We start from the raw sequence: 18,899 nt of genomic DNA on the forward strand, positions 1-18,899 counted from the left end.
CCGGAGCAGCTCGCCGTGCTGGCCCAGGCCGGGGTCGTCGACGCCGGCGGCCGAGGCCTGTGCGTCGTGCTCGACGCGGTCGAGACGACGGCCACCGGGCGCCGGCCCACGCCGTGGTCGGCGCCGATCGGCACCCACCTCATCCCGGTCGCGGCAGCGCCCCCGGGCGACGACCTCACCGAGGACGGCCCGGGCTACGAGGTGATGTACCTCCTCGACGCCGACGACCAGCACGTCGCCGACCTCCGCGCGACGCTCGCCACGCTCGGTGACAGCCTCGTCGTGGTCGGCGGCGACGGCCTGTGGAACGTCCACGTGCACGTCGACGACGTCGGCGCCGCCATCGAGGCCGGGATCACCGCCGGTCGCCCGCACCGCGTCCGGGTCACCCACTTCGCCGACCAGGTCGCCGCAGGCCCGCAGCCCGGCTCGACCCGCGCCTCGACCCGCGTCGGTCGCAAGGTCGTCGCGGTCGCCGCGGGTCCGGGCCTGGCCGCGCTGTTCGAGTCGGCGGGCGCGGTCGTGGTGACCGGTGGGCCGGGGCAGCGTCCGTCCACCGGCCAGCTGCTCGAGGCCATCACCGGCTGCGGTGCGGCCGAGGTCGTGGTGCTCCCCAACGACGGCGACACCGTGCGCGCCGCGGAGATCGCGGCCCGCACGGCCGAGGTCGAGCACGACGTCTCCGTCGAGGTGATCCCGACCCAGGCGCAGGTGCAGGGCCTGGCCGCCGTCTCCGTGCACGAGCCCGGTCGCGCGTTCGACGCCGACGTCCGGGAGATGACCGCGACCGCCCGCCACGCCCGTCACGGCGCCGTCACCGTCGCCGCCCGCCGCGCGATCACGATGGCCGGTGCGTGCGAGCCCGGCGACGCGCTCGGCGTGATCGCCGGCGACTTCGCCGTCGTCGGCTCCGACCTCGAGGAGGTCGCCACCGACGTGCTCGAGCGGCTCCTGGCCGGTGGCGGCGAGCTGGTGACGATCGTGTCGGGCGAGGACGGCGTGGACCTCGCCCAGCGGGTCGCCGCCCACGTCGAGCGGCGCCATCCCCACGTCGACGTCGCCGTCCACGACGGCGGCCAGCCGCGCTACCCGCTGCTCGTCAGCGTCGAGTGACCGGCAGGATCTCCGCATGGTCGCGATCACCCCGGACAGCCCGATCGGCGTGGTGTTCGGCAACAGCCACAAGAAGCGCAAGCTCGCCGAGGAGGGCCTCGGACTGACGACGGTCGGTGACCTGCTGCGCCACTTCCCCCGTCGCTACGTCGCCGCCACCGAGCTCACCGAGGTCGCCACGCCCGTCGTCGGCGACCAGCTGACGATCGTCGGCGAGATCCGCTCGTGCGAGAGCGCCCCGTTCTTCAGCGGCAACCGCCGACAGTTCCGTACGACGGTGCGCGTCCGCACCGACGGCCCCGACTTCTCCATCACGCTGTTCAGCCCCTACGCCAGCCTGGCCGAGCGCCACGAGGCCGAGTTCCGTCCGGGCAGCCGGGCGATCTTCACCGGCAAGGTCAAGCAGTACCGCGGGAGCTGGCAGCTCGAGCAGCCCCACGGCTTCGCCCTCGACGGCGACGAGGCGGTCTCGATGAGCAAGCTCATCCCGATCTACCCCCTCACCGCCAAGCTCTACTCCTGGGACCTGCAGAAGGTCGTCGCCGCCGCGCTCGACCTGGTCACCGGCGTGCCCGACGTGCTCACCCCCGAGCTGCGCGAGCGGTTCGAGGTGCTCGACGTCATGCAGGCGCTGCGCTGGGTCCACGCCCCCGACGACTGGAAGCAGGTCGGCGCCGCTCTCAAGCGCTTCCGCTTCGAGGAGGCGCTGGTGCTCCAGCTCGTCCTCGCCCGGCGCCGTGCGGCGCACCGCGCCCAGGGAGCCCGTGCCCGCACCCGCCGCGACGACGGGCTGCTGGCCGCCTTCGACGCGCGGCTGCCGTTCGAGCTGACCGGTGGTCAGCGCGAGATCGGCGACCTGGTCGCCGACGAGCTGGGCGGGGACCATCCGATGAACCGCCTCCTGCAGGGCGAGGTGGGCTCGGGCAAGACGCTCGTCGCACTCCGCGCGATGCTCCAGGTGGTCGACGCCGGGGGGCAGGCCGCGCTGCTCGCCCCGACCGAGGTGCTCGCCCAGCAGCACCACCGCTCGATCTCCGCGATGCTCGGCGACCTCGCCCAGGGCGGCATGCTCGGCGGCGACGCCGACGCCACCCAGGTCGTCCTGCTGACGGGCTCGATGGGCAAGGCGGCCCGTCAGGAGGCGATGCTGCGCATCGTCACCGGCGAGGCCGGCGTCGTCATCGGCACCCACGCCCTCCTCGAGGACAAGGTGGAGTTCGCCGACCTGGGCCTGGTCGTCGTCGACGAGCAGCACCGCTTCGGCGTGGAGCAGCGTGCCGCTCTGACCGACAAGGCCGGCACGCCGCCCCACGTGCTCGTCATGACCGCAACCCCGATCCCGCGCACCGTCGCGATGACCGTCTTCGGCGACCTCGAGACGTCCGTCCTCGCCGAGCTGCCAGCCGGGCGGGCGCCCATCCAGACCAACGTCGTCCCGCTGGCCGACCAGCCGACGTGGATCGACCGCGTCTGGCAGCGGGTGCGGGAGGAGGTCGAGCAGGGCCACCAGGCCTACGTCGTGTGCCCGCGGATCTCGGGCGACGCGGGGGAGGAGGGCGAGACCGACCAGCTCGACTTCGACGAGGACGGCGCCGACATCACCCCCCGGCGCCCGCTCGCGGCCGTGGAGGACGTCCACGCCGAGCTGGTGGCGGGCCCCCTCGCCGGGCTCCGCACCGCCGTCCTGCACGGACGCATGGCGCCCGACGACAAGGACCGCACGATGCGTGCCTTCGCCGCCGGCGACATCGACGTGCTCGTGTCGACCACGGTCATCGAGGTCGGGGTCGACGTCCACAACGCCACCACGATGGTGCTCCTCGACGCCGACCGGTTCGGCGTCTCGCAGCTCCACCAGCTGCGCGGTCGTGTCGGCCGGGGCGGCCTCCCCGGGCTCTGCCTGCTGGTCTCCCACGCCGACCTCGGCACGCCCGCCCGCGAGCGGCTCGACGCCGTGGCGGCGACCACCGACGGCTTCGAGCTCAGCCGCGTCGACCTCGAGCAGCGTCGCGAGGGCGACGTGCTGGGCGCCAACCAGTCGGGCTTCCGCTCAGGTCTCGTCACACTTCGGGTATTGCGCGACGAGAAGACGATCGTCCGTGCCCGGAACGCCGCGGAGGCGCTACTCTCCGAGGATCCGGCGCTCGCACAGGCGCCCGCCCTGGCCGACGTCGTCGCCGAGGTGGAGCGCTCCGCGGCGTCGGAGTTCATGGAGAAGGGCTGACCACGGGGACATGACTCGCATCATCGGGGGCACGGCGGGGGGCCGCCGTCTGGAGACGCCGCGCGGTCAGACGACCCGTCCCACGAGCGACCGGGTGCGCGAGGCGTTGTTCTCGGCGATCGAGTCCCGCACCGGATCGCTCGACGGGCTGCGCTTCCTCGACCTGTACGCCGGATCCGGCGCCGTGGGGCTGGAGGCGTGGTCGCGGGGGGCCGGTGTCGTGACGATGGTCGAGCAGGACCGGCGCACCGCGGCGTTGATCGCCCGCAACGCCGCCACCCTCGGCTTCTCGCGCGCCCGGGTGGTCGCGACCTCCGTGGCGTCGTTCCTCGCCTCGCCGCCCGCCGCGCCCTACGACGTGGTCTTCGCCGACCCGCCCTACCCGATGTCCGACCAGGACGTCGACGCCGACCTTTTGGCGCTGGTGGACCACGGCTGGCTCGTGCCGGGTGCCTTGGTGGTCGTCGAACGGGCGGCCAAGCGCACCGTCGTCACGTGGCCGCCCGGCCTCGAGGAGGACCGCACGCGGCGCTACGGCGAGACCACGCTTTGGTACGGTCACGCCACCCCGGCCCCCTGATCCCGAGACGGGACCAGAGCCCCCAGTCCCAGCCTGAAGGAAGGACGCCCGTGCGTCGCGCTGTCTGCCCCGGGTCGTTCGACCCGGTGACCAACGGCCACCTCGACATCGTCGGTCGTGCCGCCAGGCTCTTCGACGAGGTCGTCATCGCCGTCGGCGTCAACATGAGCAAGAACCGGCTGTTCACGCCCGACGAACGGATCGCGATGCTGCGCGAGGCCACCTCGGGCATCGCCAACGTGCGCGTGTCCGGCTTCGACGGCCTCATCGTCGACTTCTGCCGCGAGATCGAGGCCGTGGCGATCGTCAAGGGTCTGCGCGGTGCCGGCGACTACGAGTACGAGCTGCCGATGGCGCAGATGAACTCGCACCTCACCGCGGTCGAGACCGTCTTCCTCCCCGGTGCCGTCGGCAACGCGTTCGTCTCCTCGAGCCTGATCAAGGAGGTCGCGGCGCTCGGGGGCGACGTACGCGGCCTGGTCCCCGAGCCCGTGCGCGAGCAGCTCGTCGCGCGGCTCGCCGAGCGCCGGGCCTGACGCCGTCTGACGCTGGGCCCGAGGCCCGCTCAGACCCCCCGGGGGAGACCCCACCCGTCACTCGTTTTGCCCCGTCGGTGGGGCGACGGATACGATTCCGAGGTTGTGTTGGTGTCCAGATGTGGGAGTTCGACGTGAGCAGCCTGGACCCGAAGGCGCCGCTTGTGCTTGATACGCGCGAGCTCGGCCGCCGTCCGGGGTCCCAGCGTGAGCTCGAGCTCTCCGTTCCGGCGCCAGCAGAACTTGGCATCGAAGTCCTCGCTGTCCCCGAAGGATCGCCGGTCGAGCTCGACCTGCGGCTGGAGGCGGTCATGGAGGGCGTGCTGCTCACGGGCACGGCCACGGCCGCGCTCGAGGGGGAGTGCGTACGCTGCCTGCAGCAGATCGAGGACGAGATCCACGTGACGCTGCAGGAGCTCTACGTCTACCCCGACCAGCACGACAAGGCCGCGGAGCACGACGACCGCGACCTCGACGACGAGACCAGCCGGCTCGAGGACGACCTGCTCGACCTCGAGCCCCTGCTGCGGGACGCGGTGGTGCTCGCACTACCGTTCCAGCCGCTGTGCATGGACGATTGCCCGGGATTGTGCACCGAGTGCGGTGCGCGACTCGCGGACGACCCGGACCACGCGCACGACGCGGCGATCGACCCGCGCTGGGCAGGGCTCCAGCAGCTCAGGCCGGACACGGCAGCAGACCCAGCACCGAAACAGCAGGACACCCAGAACTGAACTCCACCGGAAATCCCCGGCGGAGAAGCAAGCAAGCCACACGTTAGTAGGAGACCACCATGGCTGTTCCGAAGCGGAAGATGTCGCGCAGCAACACGCGTCACCGCCGTTCGCAGTGGAAGGCCGTCGCGCCGACCCTCGCGACGTGCGCCAACCCCGCCTGCGGCGCCAAGCACCTCCCGCACCGCGCGTGCGGCCAGTGCGGCCAGTACGGCGCCAAGGCCGACCGTCGCCAGGTCCTCTGACCACCGACGAGCTCCGCGCAGCGCTCGGTGATCCGGTCCTGGATCCCGAGCTGCTGCAGCGTGCCCTGACCCACCGCTCGTTCGCCTACGAGAACGGGCAGCTCCCGACCAACGAGCGCCTGGAGTTCCTCGGGGACTCCGTGCTCGGGGTCGTGGTCACGGAGACGCTCTACCGCGTCCACCCGGACTTCAGCGAGGGCCGCCTGGCCAAGCTGCGGGCCGCGGTGGTCAACGCGCGCGCCCTCGCCGACGTGGCCCGGCAGATCGGGCTCGGCCAGCACATCAAGCTCGGTCGCGGCGAGGAGACCACCGGCGGCCGCGACAAGGCCTCGATCCTGTCCGACACCGTCGAGGCGGTCATCGGGGCGATCCACCTCAGCGGTGGCATCGACGAGGCCGCCAAGGTCGTCCACCTCCTCTTCGACCCGGTGATGGAGGCCGCGGCGTCCATGGGCGCCGGCCTCGACTGGAAGACCTCGCTGCAGGAGCTCTCGGCCGACCTCGGGCTGGGCGTCCCCGAGTACCTCATCGAGGACGACGGCCCCGACCACATGAAGACCTTCGTCGCGCGCGTGCGCGTCGGCCAGCAGCTCCTCGGCAACGGCACCGGCCGCTCCAAGAAGGAGGCCGAGCAGGGCGCCGCCGAGACCGCCTACCGCGAGATCAAGGCTGCCCACGCCAACGGCCAGCCCGTGCCGGAGGCCGTTCCCGCGCCTGCCGTGGCACCGGCCACGGCCACCGGCCCCGACGCCTGAGACGTGCCCGAGCTCCCCGAGGTCGAGGTCGTCCGCGCCGGCCTCGAGCGTCACGTCGTCGGCGCGACCATCGAGGCCGTCGAGGTGCTCCACCCGCGGCCTGTGCGCCGCGACCACCGCGGGCCGACCGGCTTCGCCGCCGCCCTGACGGGCCAGCGCATCGAGGCCGTCCGCCGTCGCGGCAAGTACTTCTGGCTCGCCCTCGCCAACGGTGACGCACTGCTGGGCCACCTCGGCATGAGCGGGCAGATGCTCCTCCACGAGCCGGGTGCGCTCGACGAGCGCCACCTGCGGGTCCGGTTCACGCTCGCCGCCCCCGCACCCCTGGTCGAGGGCGCCCCGGCGCCCGGCACCAGACCCCTCGAGATGCGCTTCGTCGACCAGCGCATGTTCGGCGGCCTCGTGGTCTCGGCGGGCGGGGCCGAGCTGCCGTCCGAGATCGTGCACATCGCCCGCGACCCGATCGACCCGGACTTCGATGACGACGAGTTCGTGCGCCGCGCGCGGCGTCGTACGTCCGCGATCAAGCGGCTGCTGCTCGACCAGGGCCTCGTCTCGGGCGTGGGCAACATCTATGCCGACGAGGCGCTGTGGCGCGCCCGGCTGCACGGCGAGCGGCCGGGGGACCGGCTCACCGGTCCGGTGCTGCGCGACCTGCTCGGCCACGTCCGCGACGTGATGGGCCAGGCGCTCGCGCAGGGCGGCACGTCCTTCGACGCCCTCTACGTCAACGTCAACGGCGAGTCCGGCTACTTCGACCGCTCCCTCGACGCCTACGGCCAGGAGGGGGAGCCGTGCCGACGCTGCGGCACCCCCATCCGCCGCGTGGCCTTCATGAACCGCTCGTCCTTCTTCTGCCCGACCTGCCAGCGGCCGCCGCGTGCACGGCGCGCCGGTAGGCGTTGACCGGCCGCCACCTCGGTGGGACGCTTGGAGACGGCCGCTACGCGGTCCAGTACCCCCTTCTGGAAAGGCACCCCATGGCGAAGGCGCTGATGGGTCATGTGAACAACGACGTACGGACCGCCTCGGTCCTGGCAGTCGAGAACAGCCGGCTCCGCCGCCGGGTCGGGGACCTCGAGTCGCTCGTCCTCCGGCTGCAGGCCGAGAACGACCGCTTGGCCGCGGCCGCTCGTGACGAGCTGAAGGTGGAGGACCTCCAGCCCGCCTGACGCGACCCGCGTCACGTCACCGAAAACCTGCTGCACCCCGCCGACCCCCGGCGTAGGGTCTCGCGCTTGTGAGCCGCTTCGTCGAGACCGTCCTGCCGGCACGCCTCGGCCGGCGATTCCGGTGGCTGCTCGTCTCGTCGTGGACGACCAACATCGGCGACGGGGTCGCGATGGCGGCCGGGCCGCTGCTCGTCGCCTCGCAGACCGACGACGCACGCCTGGTCGCGATGGCCGGTCTGCTGCGCGGGCTGCCGTGGCTGCTGATCGGGCTGCACGCGGGCGCCATGGCCGACCGCCTCGACCGGCGTACGGTCGTGGTGACCGCGAACCTCGTGCGCACCGTCGTCCTCGCGCTGCTCTGCGCCTCGATCGCCACCGGTCACGTGTCCATCACGGTCGTGCTGGTCTCGGTCTTCGCGCTGGGAGTGGCCGAGGTGTTCGCCGACTCGACCTCGAGCACGCTCACCCCGATGTTCGTCGACAAGGCCGACCTCGGCATCGCGAACTCCCGGATGCAGGCCGGTCTCCTGACGGCCAACCAGCTCGTCGGACCGCCGGTCGGGGCGTTCCTGTTCGCTGCCGGGATGGTGTGGCCGTTCGTCAGCCAGCTCGTCTGCGTCCTGCTCGGCGTGGTCCTGGTGTCGCGCATCGGCTCGACCCGCGACCAGGTGCGCGACTCGGTGGACACCCACGTGCGCCAGGACATCGTCGAGGGGATCCGGTGGCTCTGGGGGCACGCGGCGATCCGCACCCTGGCCATCGTCATCCTGACCTTCAACATCACCTGGGGCGCCGCGTGGTCGATCCTCGTGCTCTGGTCCCTCGACCGGGTGCACATGGGGGAGGTGGGCTTCGGCCTGCTGACCACCGCCTCGGCGCTCGGCGGGATGGTCGGCACGTTCCTCTACGGTCGCCTCGAGCGCCGCTTCGACCTCGCGACGCTGATGAAGACCTGCCTCCTCCTGGAGGTCCTCATGCACCTGGCGCTGGCGCTCACCACCGTTCCGTGGGTCGCCCTGCTGATCATGTTCGGCTTCGGCGCCTACGCGTTCGTGTGGTTCAACGTCTCGCAGGTCGTGCGGCAGCGGGCCGTGCCGATGGAGTTCCAGGGCCGGGTGGGCTCGGTCTACCTGATCTTCGTCTTCGGCGGGATGGTCATCGGGCAGGGCATCGGCGGCGTGATCGCCCAGCACTGGGGGCTGGCCGCGCCGTTCTGGTTCGCCTTCGTCGGTTCGGGCCTCACCCTCGCGCTCGTGTGGTCGCGCTTGCCGAGCATCGCCCACGCCGACGAGCCCGCGACCGCGACCGCCTGACCGGCGTACGACGGCTCCGGAGCGACGTCAGGACCGCAGCCGGCGTCCCAGCCGAGCCACCAGACCGGTGCCGTCCCGTGGGGCCGGCTCCGTCGCCCCGGCACGCGCCCGGTCGCGCTCGCGGCGTGCCCGGTCGCGGGCCGACCGCACCTTCGCGAGACGTTCTCGCGTCTCCGCGAGCTGTTGCTCGAGGTCGGCGACGACGTGGGCCGGCACCAGGTCCGCGTCGCCGGACTGCGGCGACGGCGACTCGTCCGGGAGCTCGGCCCGGAGTCGTGCGAGGGCGGCTCGCGCCTCCTCGGTGGCCACCGCCGGTTCGCGCCGGCGGTCGAGCCGTCGCAGGGTCGCGTAGAACTCCTGGTCGCCCACCCGCGTCGCCGTGATCCGCTCGACGGCGAAGTCGACGTGGCCGAGGGCGAGCAGGTCGTCCAGCAGGCCGGCGAAGACCTGCGGCGTCAGGGGCCAGACGTGGCAGTCGACATAGTCGCCGGCCTGTTGCCGGGCGACGTGCCGGCGCACGTCGTCGATCGGGTGCGACCCCTGCGTCGGGGGCTCCTCCCCGGCCCATGCCTGCTCGGCGGAGTAGTCGACGGCCCGCATGAAGTGGTCGAGCACCGCGCGGATCGACGGCGTGCGGTCGCCGTCCAGGTGCGCCTGCACCACCTGGCCCACGGTCGCCGGGGTGCGGTGCACGTCGAAGCAGTAGCGGCGGTCCGGGACGGCCAGGAGCAGGGCGCCGTCCCAGGTGAGCACCTGGGCGACGTCGCGCAGCCAGCCGACCATGTCGGGCACGTGCTCGATGACGTGGCTGGCCACCACGTGCTGGTAGGGCGCGTCGGCCGCGACCGCCTCGGCGAGCGTCGACACGGTTCCGTCGGGCCGGGTGAGCCAGAAGTGCTGCTCGGGGATCGCGTCGGGGTCGACGGCCGGGTTGCCCTCGTAGTGGGCGACCAGCCCGGTCCGGTCGACGACGTCGACGTAGCGGACGTCGGCCACCTCGGCGCGGACGACGGGGTTGGCCAGTGGACCGATCTCGAGGCAACGCCCCTGTCGGAGGTCGGCGTCCCCCACGATCCGGGCACGGCGTGCGGCTCTCATGCCTGCCGACCCTAGGTCGTCACCCGGCCGGCGCCCCGCACCCCGTGCCACGATGGGCACGTGGATGCCCTCGCAGAGCTCGTGGAGTCCCTGCCCGCCGGTGTCGTCGCGACGGACCCCGCGACCGTCGAGACCTACCGCCACGACTGGTCGCGCGACGTCGGCGCCGGCACCCCGGTGGCGGTGGTCCGCGTCGAGGACGCCGAGCAGGTGCAGGTCGCGGTCCGCTGGGCGGCCCGGCACGGCGTACCGGTCGTGCCGCGCGGGGCCGGGTCCGGTCTCTCGGGCGGCGCCAGCGCCGTCGACGGCGGCATCGTGCTCAGCCTCGAGCGGATGCGCGCGATCGAGATCGACACCAGCTGCCAGGTCGCCGTCGTCGAGCCTGGCGCCTTCAACGCCGAGGTGAAGGCCGCGTCGCGCGAGCACGGCCTCTGGTACCCGCCGGACCCGTCGTCCTACGAGATCTGCTCGATCGGCGGCAACGTCGCCACCAACGCCGGCGGCCTGTGCTGCGTGAAGTACGGCGTCACCACCGACTACGTCCTCGGCCTCGACGTCGTCCTCGCCGACGGCACCCTCATCACGCTAGGCGGCAAGCGGATCAAGGACGTCGCCGGGTTCTCGCTGCTCAAGCTGTTCGTCGGGTCCGAGGGCACGCTCGGCATCGTCACCAGGGCGATCCTGCGGCTGGTGCCGCTGCCGCTCCCGCCCGCGACGCTGGTGGCGTCGTTCCCGTCGGTGGTGGCCGCGGCCGAGGCGGTCGTCGTCGTACGACGCTCGCTGCGGCCCTCGATGATGGAGCTGATGGACCGGGCCACCATCAACGCCGTCGAGGACTTCAGCCCGCGCGGCCTCGACCGCACGGCCGGCGCGCTGCTGGTCGCCCAGTCCGACGCACCGGGCGATGCCAGGACCGCGGAGATCGCCACCGTCGAGGCGGCCTGCGTGGCCGCCGGTGCGACCGAGGTCGTGGTCACCGACGACCCGGCCGAGGGCGAGATGTTCGTCGAGGCCCGGCGGATGGCCTTCCCTGCCGTGGAGGCGCGCGGCAGCCTGCTGCTGGAGGACGTCGGCGCCGCGGTGCCGCTGCTGCCCGACCTCCTCGCCGCGGTCGCGGAGATCGCCGAGCGCCACGACGTCGAGATCCCCACCGTCGCCCACGCGGGCGACGGCAACACCCACCCGATCATCGTCTACGACGCCGCCGACGCGGACTCCGAGCGCCGGGCCCGCGCCGCGTTCGACGACATCCTCCAGGCGGCGATCCGCCTCGGCGGGACCATCACCGGCGAGCACGGGGTGGGGCGCACCAAGAAGGCGGCGCTGCCCGACCAGCTCGGCGAGGACGTGATGGCGCTGTCGCGGCGGATCAAGGACGCCCTCGACCCGGCCGGCATCCTCAACCCCGGTGCTGTCCTGTGAAGCCGCGAGCTGCCGGGGTGGTCGTCTAACGTCGGTGCCATGATCCGCGAGCGCCACCTCTTCGGTCCCGGTCCCTCCAACCCCTACCCGGAGGCCACGCGTGCACTCGCCGAGCCGCTGCTCGGGCACCTCGACCCGGAGTTCCTCCGGATCATGGACGAGACATGCGACATGCTCCGCACCGTCTGGGGCACCGACAACGCCCGCACGCTGCCGCTCAGCGCGACCGGCTCGGCCGGCATGGAGGCGGCGTTCGTCAACACCGTGCACCCCGGCGACGTCGTCGTGGTCGCGGTCAACGGGCTCTTCGGTCAGCGCATGACCGACGTCGCGGCCCGGTGCGGCGCCGAGGTCGTCGCGGTCGAGCACGACTGGGGGCAGCCGGTCGACATCGACCGCGTGCTCTCCGCGCACCCGTCGCCCGCGATCATCGCCGCGGTCCATGCCGAGACCTCGACCGGCGTCCGCTCCGACATCGCCGCGCTGGGGGCCGGGAAGGGTGACGCCCTTCTTCTCACAGACGCCGTGACCTCGATCGGCGGCATCGAGCTGCGCGCCGACGACTGGGGCGTCGACATCGGCTACGCCGGCACCCAGAAGTGCCTCGGCGTCGCCCCCGGCCTGGCGCCGTTCACCATCAACGACCGCGCCTTCGAGCGCCGCGTCGAGACGCCGCGCTCGTGGTACCTCGACCTCGGCATGCTCGGCGGCTACGTCGGCGAGGCCGGCGTCAAGGGCGGCCAGCGGACCTACCACCACACCGCACCCACGGCGATGGTCGCCAGCCTCCACGGCGGTCTCAGCCGGATCCTCGAGGAGGGGCTCGAGGCCGTGTGGACGCGCCACCAGGAGGCCGGCGACGCGCTGCAGGCGGGGCTCCAGGAGATGGGCCTCGAGCTGTTCGCCGCCGAGGGCAGCCGGCTGCCGGAGCTCACGACGGTCAACGTGCCTGACGGCGTCGACTCCGCGGCCGTCCGCAAGCAGCTGCTCGACCGCCACGGCATCGAGATCGGCGCGGGCGCGGGGGCCTACGCCGCCACCGTGTGGCGCATCGGCCTGATGGGCCGCAACGCCCGCCCCGACGCCGTGCTGCTCGTGCTCGCGGCGCTGCGGGACGTCCTGGGTCGTGCCTGACGGCCTGGGGCTGCGTCCGATGACGCAGCAGGAGTACGACTCCTACCGCGCGCGGTCGGTGCAGGACTACGCCCGCGAGATCGCCGAGGCGCGCGGCCTGGACGACGCTGACGCCGTCGCCACCGCCGAGGGGGAGTTCGCCGAGCTGCTTCCCGACGGGCTGACCAGCCCGGGCATGCACCTGTGGACAGCCCACGTCGGCGACGAGGCGGTCGGCCTGGGCTGGCTCGAGCTGCGCCGCAAGACCTCCGCGGTGTCGGCCTGGGTCTACGACGTGCACCTCGACGCCGACCGACGTGGTCAGGGACTGGGCCGCCAGCTGATGGAGGCGCTGCACGAGCAGGCGCGCGACCTTGGCGCCACGACGATCGCCCTCAACGTCTTCGGGCACAACACCGCGGCGATCCGGCTCTACGACTCGCTCGGCTACGCCGTCACGGCGCAGCAGATGCGCCGCGACCTCTGACCTCGCCGAGGGGGCTCAGTCCAGCCGCGCGACCGCCAGCCGACCGAGCGCCAGCACGCCGCGCATGGGCGGGCGTACGTCGGTGAAGCCGACGTCCAGGACCGAGACCGTGCGGCCCGTCCGCACCACCAGCACCCGCCGCCAGTCGGCGAAGTCCGACTGGAACCACCCGATCAGCATCCCGGCTGACTCGTCACCGACGAGCGGCGGGAACCACGCGCGGTTCTTGAGGCGGACGTCGCCGCCCTCACCGTCGTCGGTGTCGACATCGCCCACGCAGCGCTTGCTGAAGTCGCGGTAGCGCTGCAGGAGGGCGCGGGCCTTGCGCACCGAGTCGAACCGGACGAGGTTCTGGTCGATGAGCGACACCGAGCGGCGCCGGCCGTCGGGCGAGACGCTGCCCTCGATCGCGCTGCTGCCGCGGACCGCGATGCCTTGGTCCTCGCATCCCCGCGGCGCGAAGACGGGGGACCGCATCACGGTCCGCAGCGGATCGCGCATGTCGGGGTAGACGACGACGTGGTCCTCGAGCGTGAGGAGGTGCGCCCGGGTCAGCCGCTCGGGCGGTGCCGGAGCGGCGACTGACGGTGACGGCGCGAGGAGCGCGGCGAGGACGGCCAGGGCCGCGGCAAGGGGGATGAGCGGGCTCCGCATCGCCCCAGCATGGCCCGGTGCCACGCCGCGTGCAACGGCCGCGAGCGGCGGCGGGTGTCGTAGGGTGAGCCGCGCTGAGCTTCCCCAGTTGTCAGTGGCCGTCTCGACCCGGTGAGGAGCCCGCGTTGTACCTGAAGAGCCTGACCCTCAAGGGGTTCAAGTCCTTCGCGTCCTCGACGACCATGCAGCTCGAGCCGGGCATCACCTGCATCGTCGGTCCCAACGGATCGGGCAAGTCCAACGTCGTCGACGCCCTCGCCTGGGTGATGGGCGAGCAGGGCGCCAAGAGCCTGCGCGGCGGCAAGATGGAGGACGTCATCTTCGCCGGCACGTCCGGCCGCCCTCCGCTGGGCCGCGCCGAGGTGCAGCTGACCATCGACAACTCCGACGGCGCGCTGCCGATCGACTACGCCGAGGTCACGATCAGCCGCACGATGTTCCGCAACGGCGGCTCGGAGTACGCCATCAACGGCACCGGGTGCCGGCTGCTCGACGTGCAGGAGCTGCTCAGCGACTCCGGCATCGGCCGCGAGATGCACGTGATCGTCGGGCAGGGACAGCTCGACTCGATCCTGCACGCCACCCCCGAGGACCGCCGCGGCTTCATCGAGGAGGCCGCCGGCGTCCTCAAGCACCGCAAGCGCAAGGAGAAGGCGCTCCGCAAGCTCGACGCCACCGACGGCAACCTGACCCGCCTCGCAGACCTGCTCTCCGAGATCCGTCGCCAGCTCAAGCCGCTCGGCCGGCAGGCCGAGGTCGCCCGGCAGGCGCAGACGGTGCAGGCCGACGTGCGCGACGCCCGCGCCCGCCTCCTCGCCGACGACCTCGTCACCGCGCGCACGGCGCTCGAGTCCGAGATGGCCGACGAGTCGCTGCTCGTGCAGCGGCGCGAGGAGGTCGAGGCGCAGGTCGCCGCCGGGCGCGAGCGGGAGTCCCGGCTCGAGGCCACCCTGCGTGACGACCTGCCCCGCCTGGCCGCGGCGCAGGAGACCTGGTTCGCCCTGTCCGGGCTCAAGGAGCGGCTGCGCGGCACCGCGTCCCTGGCCGACGAGCGGATCCGCAACGCGGCGGGCGCCGCCGAGGGCGACACGGTCGACTCCGGCCGCGACCCCGACGACCTCGAGGCCCAGGCCGAGCGCGTGCGCCGCCAGGAGGCCGAGATCGCCGAGCAGGTCGAGCATCAGCGCGCGGACCTCGACGCCGCCGTGGTCGCCAAGCGCGCGGCCGAGGAGGCCGCTGCCGAGGAGGACAAGCGCATCGCGGGGCTCCAGCGAGCAGCCGCCGACCGGCGCGAGGGGCTGGCGCGGCTCACCGGCCAGGTCAACGCCCTGACGTCCCGCTCCGAGGCTGCCGACGCCGAGATCCAGCGGCTCACCGACGCCCGCGAGGAGGCCGTGACTCGCGCGGAGCGGGCGCAGCGCGACTTCACCGCGCTCGAGACCCGGGTCGCCGGGCTCGACGCCGGCGAGGAGGGCCTCGACTCCGAGCACGAGGACGCCGTGGCGGACCTCGACGAGATCGACGAACAGCTCGCCCGGGCCCGTGAGGACGCCCAGCGGGCCGAGCGCGAGCGCGCCGGCCTCGTGGCGCGTCGCGACGCGCTCGAGATCGGCCTCAACCGCAAGGACGGCGCGGGTGCGCTGCTCGCCGCGACCGACGAGGTCGGCGGCCTGCTCGGTTCGGTGGCCGCGCTCCTCGACGTCGACCACGGCTACGAGACCGCGGTCGCCGCCGCGCTCGGTGCCGCCGCCGACGCGGTCGTCGTCTCCGACGCCGCCTCGGCCGTCGAGGCGATCGCCCACCTCAAGCACGACGACCTCGGTCGCGCCGGGATGCTGCTCGGCGGCGCACCGGCCGCCGACCGCCACTGGCCCGCGCTCCCCGACGGAGCGGCCTACGCCGTCGACGTCGTGTCCGCGCCCGACGACGTACGCCCTGCGGTGGCGCGGCTGCTCCACCAGGTCGCCGTCGTCGACGACCTCCCTGCCGCCCGGCGGCTTGTCGACGAGCACCCCGACGTCGTCGCCGTGACCCGCGAGGGTGACCTGCTCGGCGCCCACTTCGCGGCTGGCGGATCCACCAGCCAGCCCAGCCTGATCGAGATCCAGGCAGCCGTCGACGAGGCCGGCGCCAAGCTGGCCGAGGCGACCGCGTCCGCGGAACGGCTGGGCTTCGAGATCTCCGGCCTCGAGGCCGCCCGCCACGACGCCCTCAAGCGCGTCGACGTCGCCCTCGCCAAGCTGCACGAGTCCGACGCCACCCTGGCCGCGGTGGCCGAGGAGCTCGGGCAGTACGGCTCGCAGGCCCGCGCCGCCAAGGGCGAGGCCGATCGGCTCGAGCGCGCCATCACCACCGCCCGCGAGGCCCGGGAGGCCGACCTCGCCGGGCTGGTCGAACTCGAGGCCCGCCTCGCCGCGGCCCATGAGGTCACCGACGAGGAGCCCGACACCGCCGACCGCGAGCGCCTGGCCGAGGCGGCCCGGGAAGCACGGCAGGCGGAGATGGACGCGCGTCTCGCCCTGCGCACCGCCGAGGAGCGGGCACGGGCGCTCAACGGTCGCGCCGACTCCCTCCTGCGCGCCGCCCAGGCCGAGCGCGAGTCGCGCGCCCGCGCGGCCGAGCGCCGTGAGCGGCTGATCCGCGAGGGGGCCGCTGCGAAGGCGGTGTCCTCCGCGGTCCGCATCGTCCTCCACCAGCTCGAGCGCTCCGTCATGCTCGCCGCCGACGAGCGCGCCGCGGTGGAGGAGTCCCGCCGGGGGAGCGAGCAGGAGCTCATGGCCGTACGCACCCAGCTGCGCGACCTCGGCCGCGAGCACGACGAGCTCGTCAGCTCCGTCCACCGCGACGAGATGGCCCGCACCCAGCAGAAGATGCGCATCGAGCAGCTCGAGGAGCGCGCGCTCGAGGAGCTCGGCCTCGACCCCTCCGGCCTGGTCGACGACTACGGCCCGGCCACGCTCATCCCCTTCAGCGGAGAGGTGCCCGACGGCGAGGAGCCGCCGGAACCCACGCCGTTCGTGCGCGAGGAGCAGGCCAAGCGCCTGCGCGCCGCCGAGCGTGCCCTGTCGATGCTCGGCCGGGTGAACCCGCTCGCGCTGGAGGAGTTCTCCGCGATGGAGGAGCGGCACAAGTTCCTCACCGAGCAGCTCGAGGACCTCAAGCGCACCCGCAAGGACCTCCTCGACATCGTCCGCGAGGTCGACGCCCGTGTGGAGCAGGTCTTCACCGAGGCCTACGCCGACGTGGAGAAGGCCTTCGACTCCACCTTCGCGCGCCTCTTCCCGGGCGGTGAGGGGCGGCTGGTGCTCACGGCTCCCGACGACATGCTCAACACCGGCATCGAGGTCGAGGCGCGACCGGCCGGCAAGAAGGTCAAGCGACTCTCGCTGCTGTCCGGCGGCGAGCGCTCGCTGGTGGCCGTCGCGTTCCTGGTGTCGCTCTTCAAGGCGCGGCCCTCGCCGTTCTACATCCTCGACGAGGTCGAGGCAGCCCTCGACGACACCAACCTCGGCCGCCTGCTGGAGATCTACGAGGAGCTGCGCGAGAACTCCCAGCTGCTCGTGATCACCCACCAGAAGCGCACCATGGAGGTCGGCGACGCGCTCTACGGCGTCACCATGCGCGGCGACGGCGTCTCCGCCGTCATCAGCCAGCGCCTCCGCGACGCCGAGAGCGCATGAGCGACGAGTCGAGTGCGCAACCGGTCGTAGCCGACACGGGGCCGCGCACTCGACCTGCCCGACCCACGCGGGCCGACTACGTCGCGTGGCGCACCGCGACGACGCGGTGGCGCGACGACGACGCCTACGGCCACCTCAACAACGCGACCTACTACGAGCTGTTCGACACCGCGGTCAACGCCTACCTCTACGAGGCCACCGGTGTCGACGTCCGGGCGCTGCCGCAGATCGGCGTCGTCGCCGAGACGAGCTGCCGCTACTTCCGCGAGATCGGCTTCCCGGAGCCGATCGAGATGGGTCTCGTGGTCGACAAGGTGGGCACCAGCTCGATCGTCTACCGCATCGGCCTGTTCCAGGGAGCCTCGGACGAGGCGGCGGCCGAGGGCCGCTTCGTCCACGTGTACGTCGACAACGCGAACGGCGCCGGCGAGCGGCCGGTCACCCCGATGCCCGACGCCGTGCGCGCGGCCGTCGTACCCCTGCTCCGCCCGGAGGGGTGAGCGTCCTCACCCCGACGCGCCGGCGGCGGCCGTCGATGCGTGGGCGCCACCCGTCGTGTGCCACCGTGGAGGAGACCCGACCGGCCCACCTCGGAGGAACCCCGTGCTCGTGATCGTCCTGATGATGTCCCTCGGCGTGCTCGTCGCCGCGGCCGTGGCTGTCTACGTCGCCTACCCCCACCGTGGCGAGGAGATGCCCGTCGCGCCGCAGCTCGGTGACGCCATGCGCAAGGGCGTCGACGCCCTCCCGACCCTCGAGGACTCGGAGTCCCGCGTCTGATCCCACCGGGCGGGTAGCTCCCGGCGTGGCGCCTCGCGCCGACCCGCGCGCGCACTAGCGTGCGAGAGGTGACCGGCACCCGCCACGACGTCGCCAAGGGCTACTGCGCCGCCTGCGGCGCGACGGTGTCCCGCCAGTTCCGGCCCGGACCCGACGGCCGCCCCGACGCGGCCTGTCCCAGGTGCGGGAGCCTGGAGCGGCACCGGTTCCTCTCGCTGCTGCTCGGCGGACTCTCGCCCGAGCTGCGCGACCTCGACACCGTGGTCGAGATCGCGCCGTCGCGCCAGTCGAAGGTGCTGCTCGACCGGCTCGAGGCCCGGCGCCGGATCAGCCTGGACGCCGGCTACGACGCCCGCGACGTCGACGCGCTGGCCAGCCTGACCCACCTCCCGCTGCGGGACGGCTCGGTCGACCTCCTCGTCTGCTACCACGTGCTCGAGCACGTCCCGGACGACTGCGCGGCGATGCGCGAGATCGCGCGGGTGCTCAGCCCGCGCGGCATCGCGCTCCTCGAGGTGCCGATCAAGATGGGCGTGGCGACCGAGGAGGACCCGTCGGCGACCCCGGAGGAGCGCCTCCGTCGCTTCGGCCAGGTCGACCACGTGCGCTGGTACGGCGACGACTTCGATGCGCGCCTCGCGGACGCCGGCCTCGCCTCGGTGCGCGTCACGCCGCCGGCGCTCGTGGGGGAGTCCGCGGTGCGGTGGTTCCGGCTCATGCCCCACGAGGTCGTGTGGGTGGTGCACCCCGGCCGGGGGAGCGCGTCCCCGATGCTGGCGGGCGGCGCCGGCTCGGGCCTCACCGCCGCCTTCGACGCCGTGCTCGCCGACCTCGCGAAGGCGCAGGGCCGCCTGGCACGCGAGCGCGAGCGGGCCACCCGACTCGTCGCCCAGCGCGACGACCTGCGTGCCCGGCTGGCCGAGGAGCAGGCCCGCCGAGCGGCCGGGGTGCTCACCCGGCTTCGCCGCGCTGTGCCCCTCTGATTGGATTGGC

At 73.2% G+C, this 18,899-nt stretch carries 19 protein-coding genes; 17 read left to right on the forward strand and 2 right to left on the reverse strand.

Going from position 1 to position 18,899, the window contains the following annotated elements:
* From ACXJKB_RS18900 to ACXJKB_RS18945, 10 genes are all read left to right on the forward strand, one after another.
* Positions 1-1,113 (forward strand): DAK2 domain-containing protein (locus ACXJKB_RS18900; protein ID WP_457191104.1); only part of this gene is annotated, 1,113 nt, incomplete at its 5' end.
* 16 nt (positions 1,114-1,129) lie between these two features.
* Positions 1,130-3,337: an ATP-dependent DNA helicase RecG gene (locus ACXJKB_RS18905; protein WP_457191106.1), complete on the forward strand. Its 2,208-nt coding sequence runs from the start codon at positions 1,130-1,132 to the stop codon at positions 3,335-3,337.
* Positions 3,338-3,347: 10 nt separating this feature from the next.
* Positions 3,348-3,917, forward strand: coding sequence for a 16S rRNA (guanine(966)-N(2))-methyltransferase RsmD (gene rsmD, locus ACXJKB_RS18910; protein ID WP_457191107.1), 570 nt, complete (start codon positions 3,348-3,350; stop codon positions 3,915-3,917).
* A 50-nt stretch (positions 3,918-3,967) separates the two neighbouring features.
* The gene (coaD, locus tag ACXJKB_RS18915; RefSeq protein ID WP_300045828.1) at positions 3,968-4,453 is read left to right on the forward strand and encodes a pantetheine-phosphate adenylyltransferase; all 486 of its coding nucleotides are present in this window, start codon (positions 3,968-3,970) and stop codon (positions 4,451-4,453) included.
* Positions 4,454-4,587: 134 nt separating this feature from the next.
* On the forward strand, positions 4,588-5,187 hold the full coding sequence (locus ACXJKB_RS18920) for a YceD family protein (RefSeq protein WP_457191109.1): 600 nt from the start codon (positions 4,588-4,590) through the stop codon (positions 5,185-5,187).
* Positions 5,188-5,246: 59 nt separating this feature from the next.
* Entirely contained in the window at positions 5,247-5,432 is a 186-nt protein-coding gene (gene rpmF / locus ACXJKB_RS18925; protein WP_179617666.1) for a 50S ribosomal protein L32, read from the forward strand.
* Positions 5,387-6,187: a ribonuclease III gene (rnc, locus tag ACXJKB_RS18930; protein WP_457191111.1), complete on the forward strand. Its 801-nt coding sequence runs from the start codon at positions 5,387-5,389 to the stop codon at positions 6,185-6,187. The genes rpmF and rnc overlap by 46 nt, the downstream gene beginning before the upstream one ends.
* A 3-nt stretch (positions 6,188-6,190) precedes the next feature.
* Positions 6,191-7,093 (forward strand): bifunctional DNA-formamidopyrimidine glycosylase/DNA-(apurinic or apyrimidinic site) lyase, encoded by a 903-nt coding sequence (gene mutM, locus ACXJKB_RS18935; protein WP_457191113.1) that lies wholly within the window; start codon positions 6,191-6,193, stop codon positions 7,091-7,093.
* 89 nt (positions 7,094-7,182) lie between these two features.
* Positions 7,183-7,359: a hypothetical protein gene (locus tag ACXJKB_RS18940; protein ID WP_457191115.1), complete on the forward strand. Its 177-nt coding sequence runs from the start codon at positions 7,183-7,185 to the stop codon at positions 7,357-7,359.
* Between the two features lie 68 nt (positions 7,360-7,427).
* The gene (locus ACXJKB_RS18945) at positions 7,428-8,672 is read left to right on the forward strand and encodes an MFS transporter (protein WP_457191117.1); all 1,245 of its coding nucleotides are present in this window, start codon (positions 7,428-7,430) and stop codon (positions 8,670-8,672) included.
* Between the two features lie 27 nt (positions 8,673-8,699).
* Here ACXJKB_RS18945 and ACXJKB_RS18950 read toward each other — a convergent pair whose 3' ends face one another.
* Positions 8,700-9,770, reverse strand: coding sequence for a class I SAM-dependent methyltransferase (locus ACXJKB_RS18950; protein WP_457191119.1), 1,071 nt, complete (start codon positions 9,768-9,770; stop codon positions 8,700-8,702).
* A gap of 60 nt (positions 9,771-9,830) precedes the next feature.
* Between ACXJKB_RS18950 and ACXJKB_RS18955 the strand changes: the two genes are divergently transcribed.
* Genes ACXJKB_RS18955 through ACXJKB_RS18965 form a run of 3 tightly spaced genes read left to right on the forward strand, consistent with a single transcriptional unit; the run spans position 9,831 to position 12,792 of the window.
* Positions 9,831-11,192, forward strand: coding sequence for an FAD-binding oxidoreductase (locus tag ACXJKB_RS18955; RefSeq protein WP_457191121.1), 1,362 nt, complete (start codon positions 9,831-9,833; stop codon positions 11,190-11,192).
* A 39-nt stretch (positions 11,193-11,231) separates the two neighbouring features.
* A complete protein-coding gene (locus ACXJKB_RS18960; RefSeq protein ID WP_457191123.1) occupies positions 11,232-12,326 on the forward strand; it encodes a pyridoxal-phosphate-dependent aminotransferase family protein in 1,095 nt (364 codons plus the stop codon).
* Complete coding sequence (locus ACXJKB_RS18965; protein ID WP_457191124.1) at positions 12,319-12,792, forward strand: N-acetyltransferase family protein; 474 nt, start codon at positions 12,319-12,321, stop codon at positions 12,790-12,792. Before ACXJKB_RS18960 ends, ACXJKB_RS18965 begins: the two co-directional genes overlap by 8 nt.
* A 15-nt stretch (positions 12,793-12,807) precedes the next feature.
* On the opposite strand, the gene ACXJKB_RS18970 is transcribed toward ACXJKB_RS18965, so the two are convergent.
* The gene (locus ACXJKB_RS18970) at positions 12,808-13,446 is read right to left on the reverse strand and encodes a hypothetical protein (RefSeq protein ID WP_457191126.1); all 639 of its coding nucleotides are present in this window, start codon (positions 13,444-13,446) and stop codon (positions 12,808-12,810) included.
* A 125-nt stretch (positions 13,447-13,571) separates the two neighbouring features.
* Between ACXJKB_RS18970 and smc the strand changes: the two genes are divergently transcribed.
* The 4 genes from smc (at position 13,572) to ACXJKB_RS18990 (ending at position 18,889) form a co-directional block, all read left to right on the forward strand.
* Complete coding sequence (gene smc, locus ACXJKB_RS18975) at positions 13,572-17,126, forward strand: chromosome segregation protein SMC (RefSeq protein ID WP_457191128.1); 3,555 nt, start codon at positions 13,572-13,574, stop codon at positions 17,124-17,126.
* Positions 17,123-17,626, forward strand: coding sequence for an acyl-CoA thioesterase (locus tag ACXJKB_RS18980; RefSeq protein ID WP_457191130.1), 504 nt, complete (start codon positions 17,123-17,125; stop codon positions 17,624-17,626). Before smc ends, ACXJKB_RS18980 begins: the two co-directional genes overlap by 4 nt.
* A gap of 103 nt (positions 17,627-17,729) precedes the next feature.
* Entirely contained in the window at positions 17,730-17,906 is a 177-nt protein-coding gene (locus ACXJKB_RS18985; RefSeq protein WP_457191132.1) for a hypothetical protein, read from the forward strand.
* A gap of 68 nt (positions 17,907-17,974) precedes the next feature.
* Positions 17,975-18,889, forward strand: a complete 915-nt coding sequence (locus ACXJKB_RS18990) for a class I SAM-dependent methyltransferase (RefSeq protein WP_457191134.1) — start codon at positions 17,975-17,977, stop codon at positions 18,887-18,889.
* Positions 18,890-18,899 lie beyond the last annotated feature (10 nt).

It is taken from the genome of Nocardioides sp. P5_E3, from assembly GCF_054049275.1.

Bases quoted from the DNA above. Each gene is read 5' to 3' on its own strand.
- ACXJKB_RS18905 (WP_457191106.1), top strand. From the start codon at position 1,130: ATGGTCGCGATCACCCCGGACAGCCCGATCGGCGTGGTGTTCGGCAAC.
- rsmD (WP_457191107.1), top strand. From the start codon at position 3,348: ATGACTCGCATCATCGGGGGCACGGCGGGGGGCCGCCGTCTGGAGACG.
- rpmF (WP_179617666.1), top strand. From the start codon at position 5,247: ATGGCTGTTCCGAAGCGGAAGATGTCGCGCAGCAACACGCGTCACCGC.
- ACXJKB_RS18940 (WP_457191115.1), top strand. From the start codon at position 7,183: ATGGGTCATGTGAACAACGACGTACGGACCGCCTCGGTCCTGGCAGTC.
- ACXJKB_RS18950 (WP_457191119.1), bottom strand. From the start codon at position 9,770: ATGAGAGCCGCACGCCGTGCCCGGATCGTGGGGGACGCCGACCTCCGA.
- ACXJKB_RS18960 (WP_457191123.1), top strand. From the start codon at position 11,232: ATGATCCGCGAGCGCCACCTCTTCGGTCCCGGTCCCTCCAACCCCTAC.
- ACXJKB_RS18970 (WP_457191126.1), bottom strand. From the start codon at position 13,446: ATGCGGAGCCCGCTCATCCCCCTTGCCGCGGCCCTGGCCGTCCTCGCC.
- ACXJKB_RS18980 (WP_457191130.1), top strand. From the start codon at position 17,123: ATGAGCGACGAGTCGAGTGCGCAACCGGTCGTAGCCGACACGGGGCCG.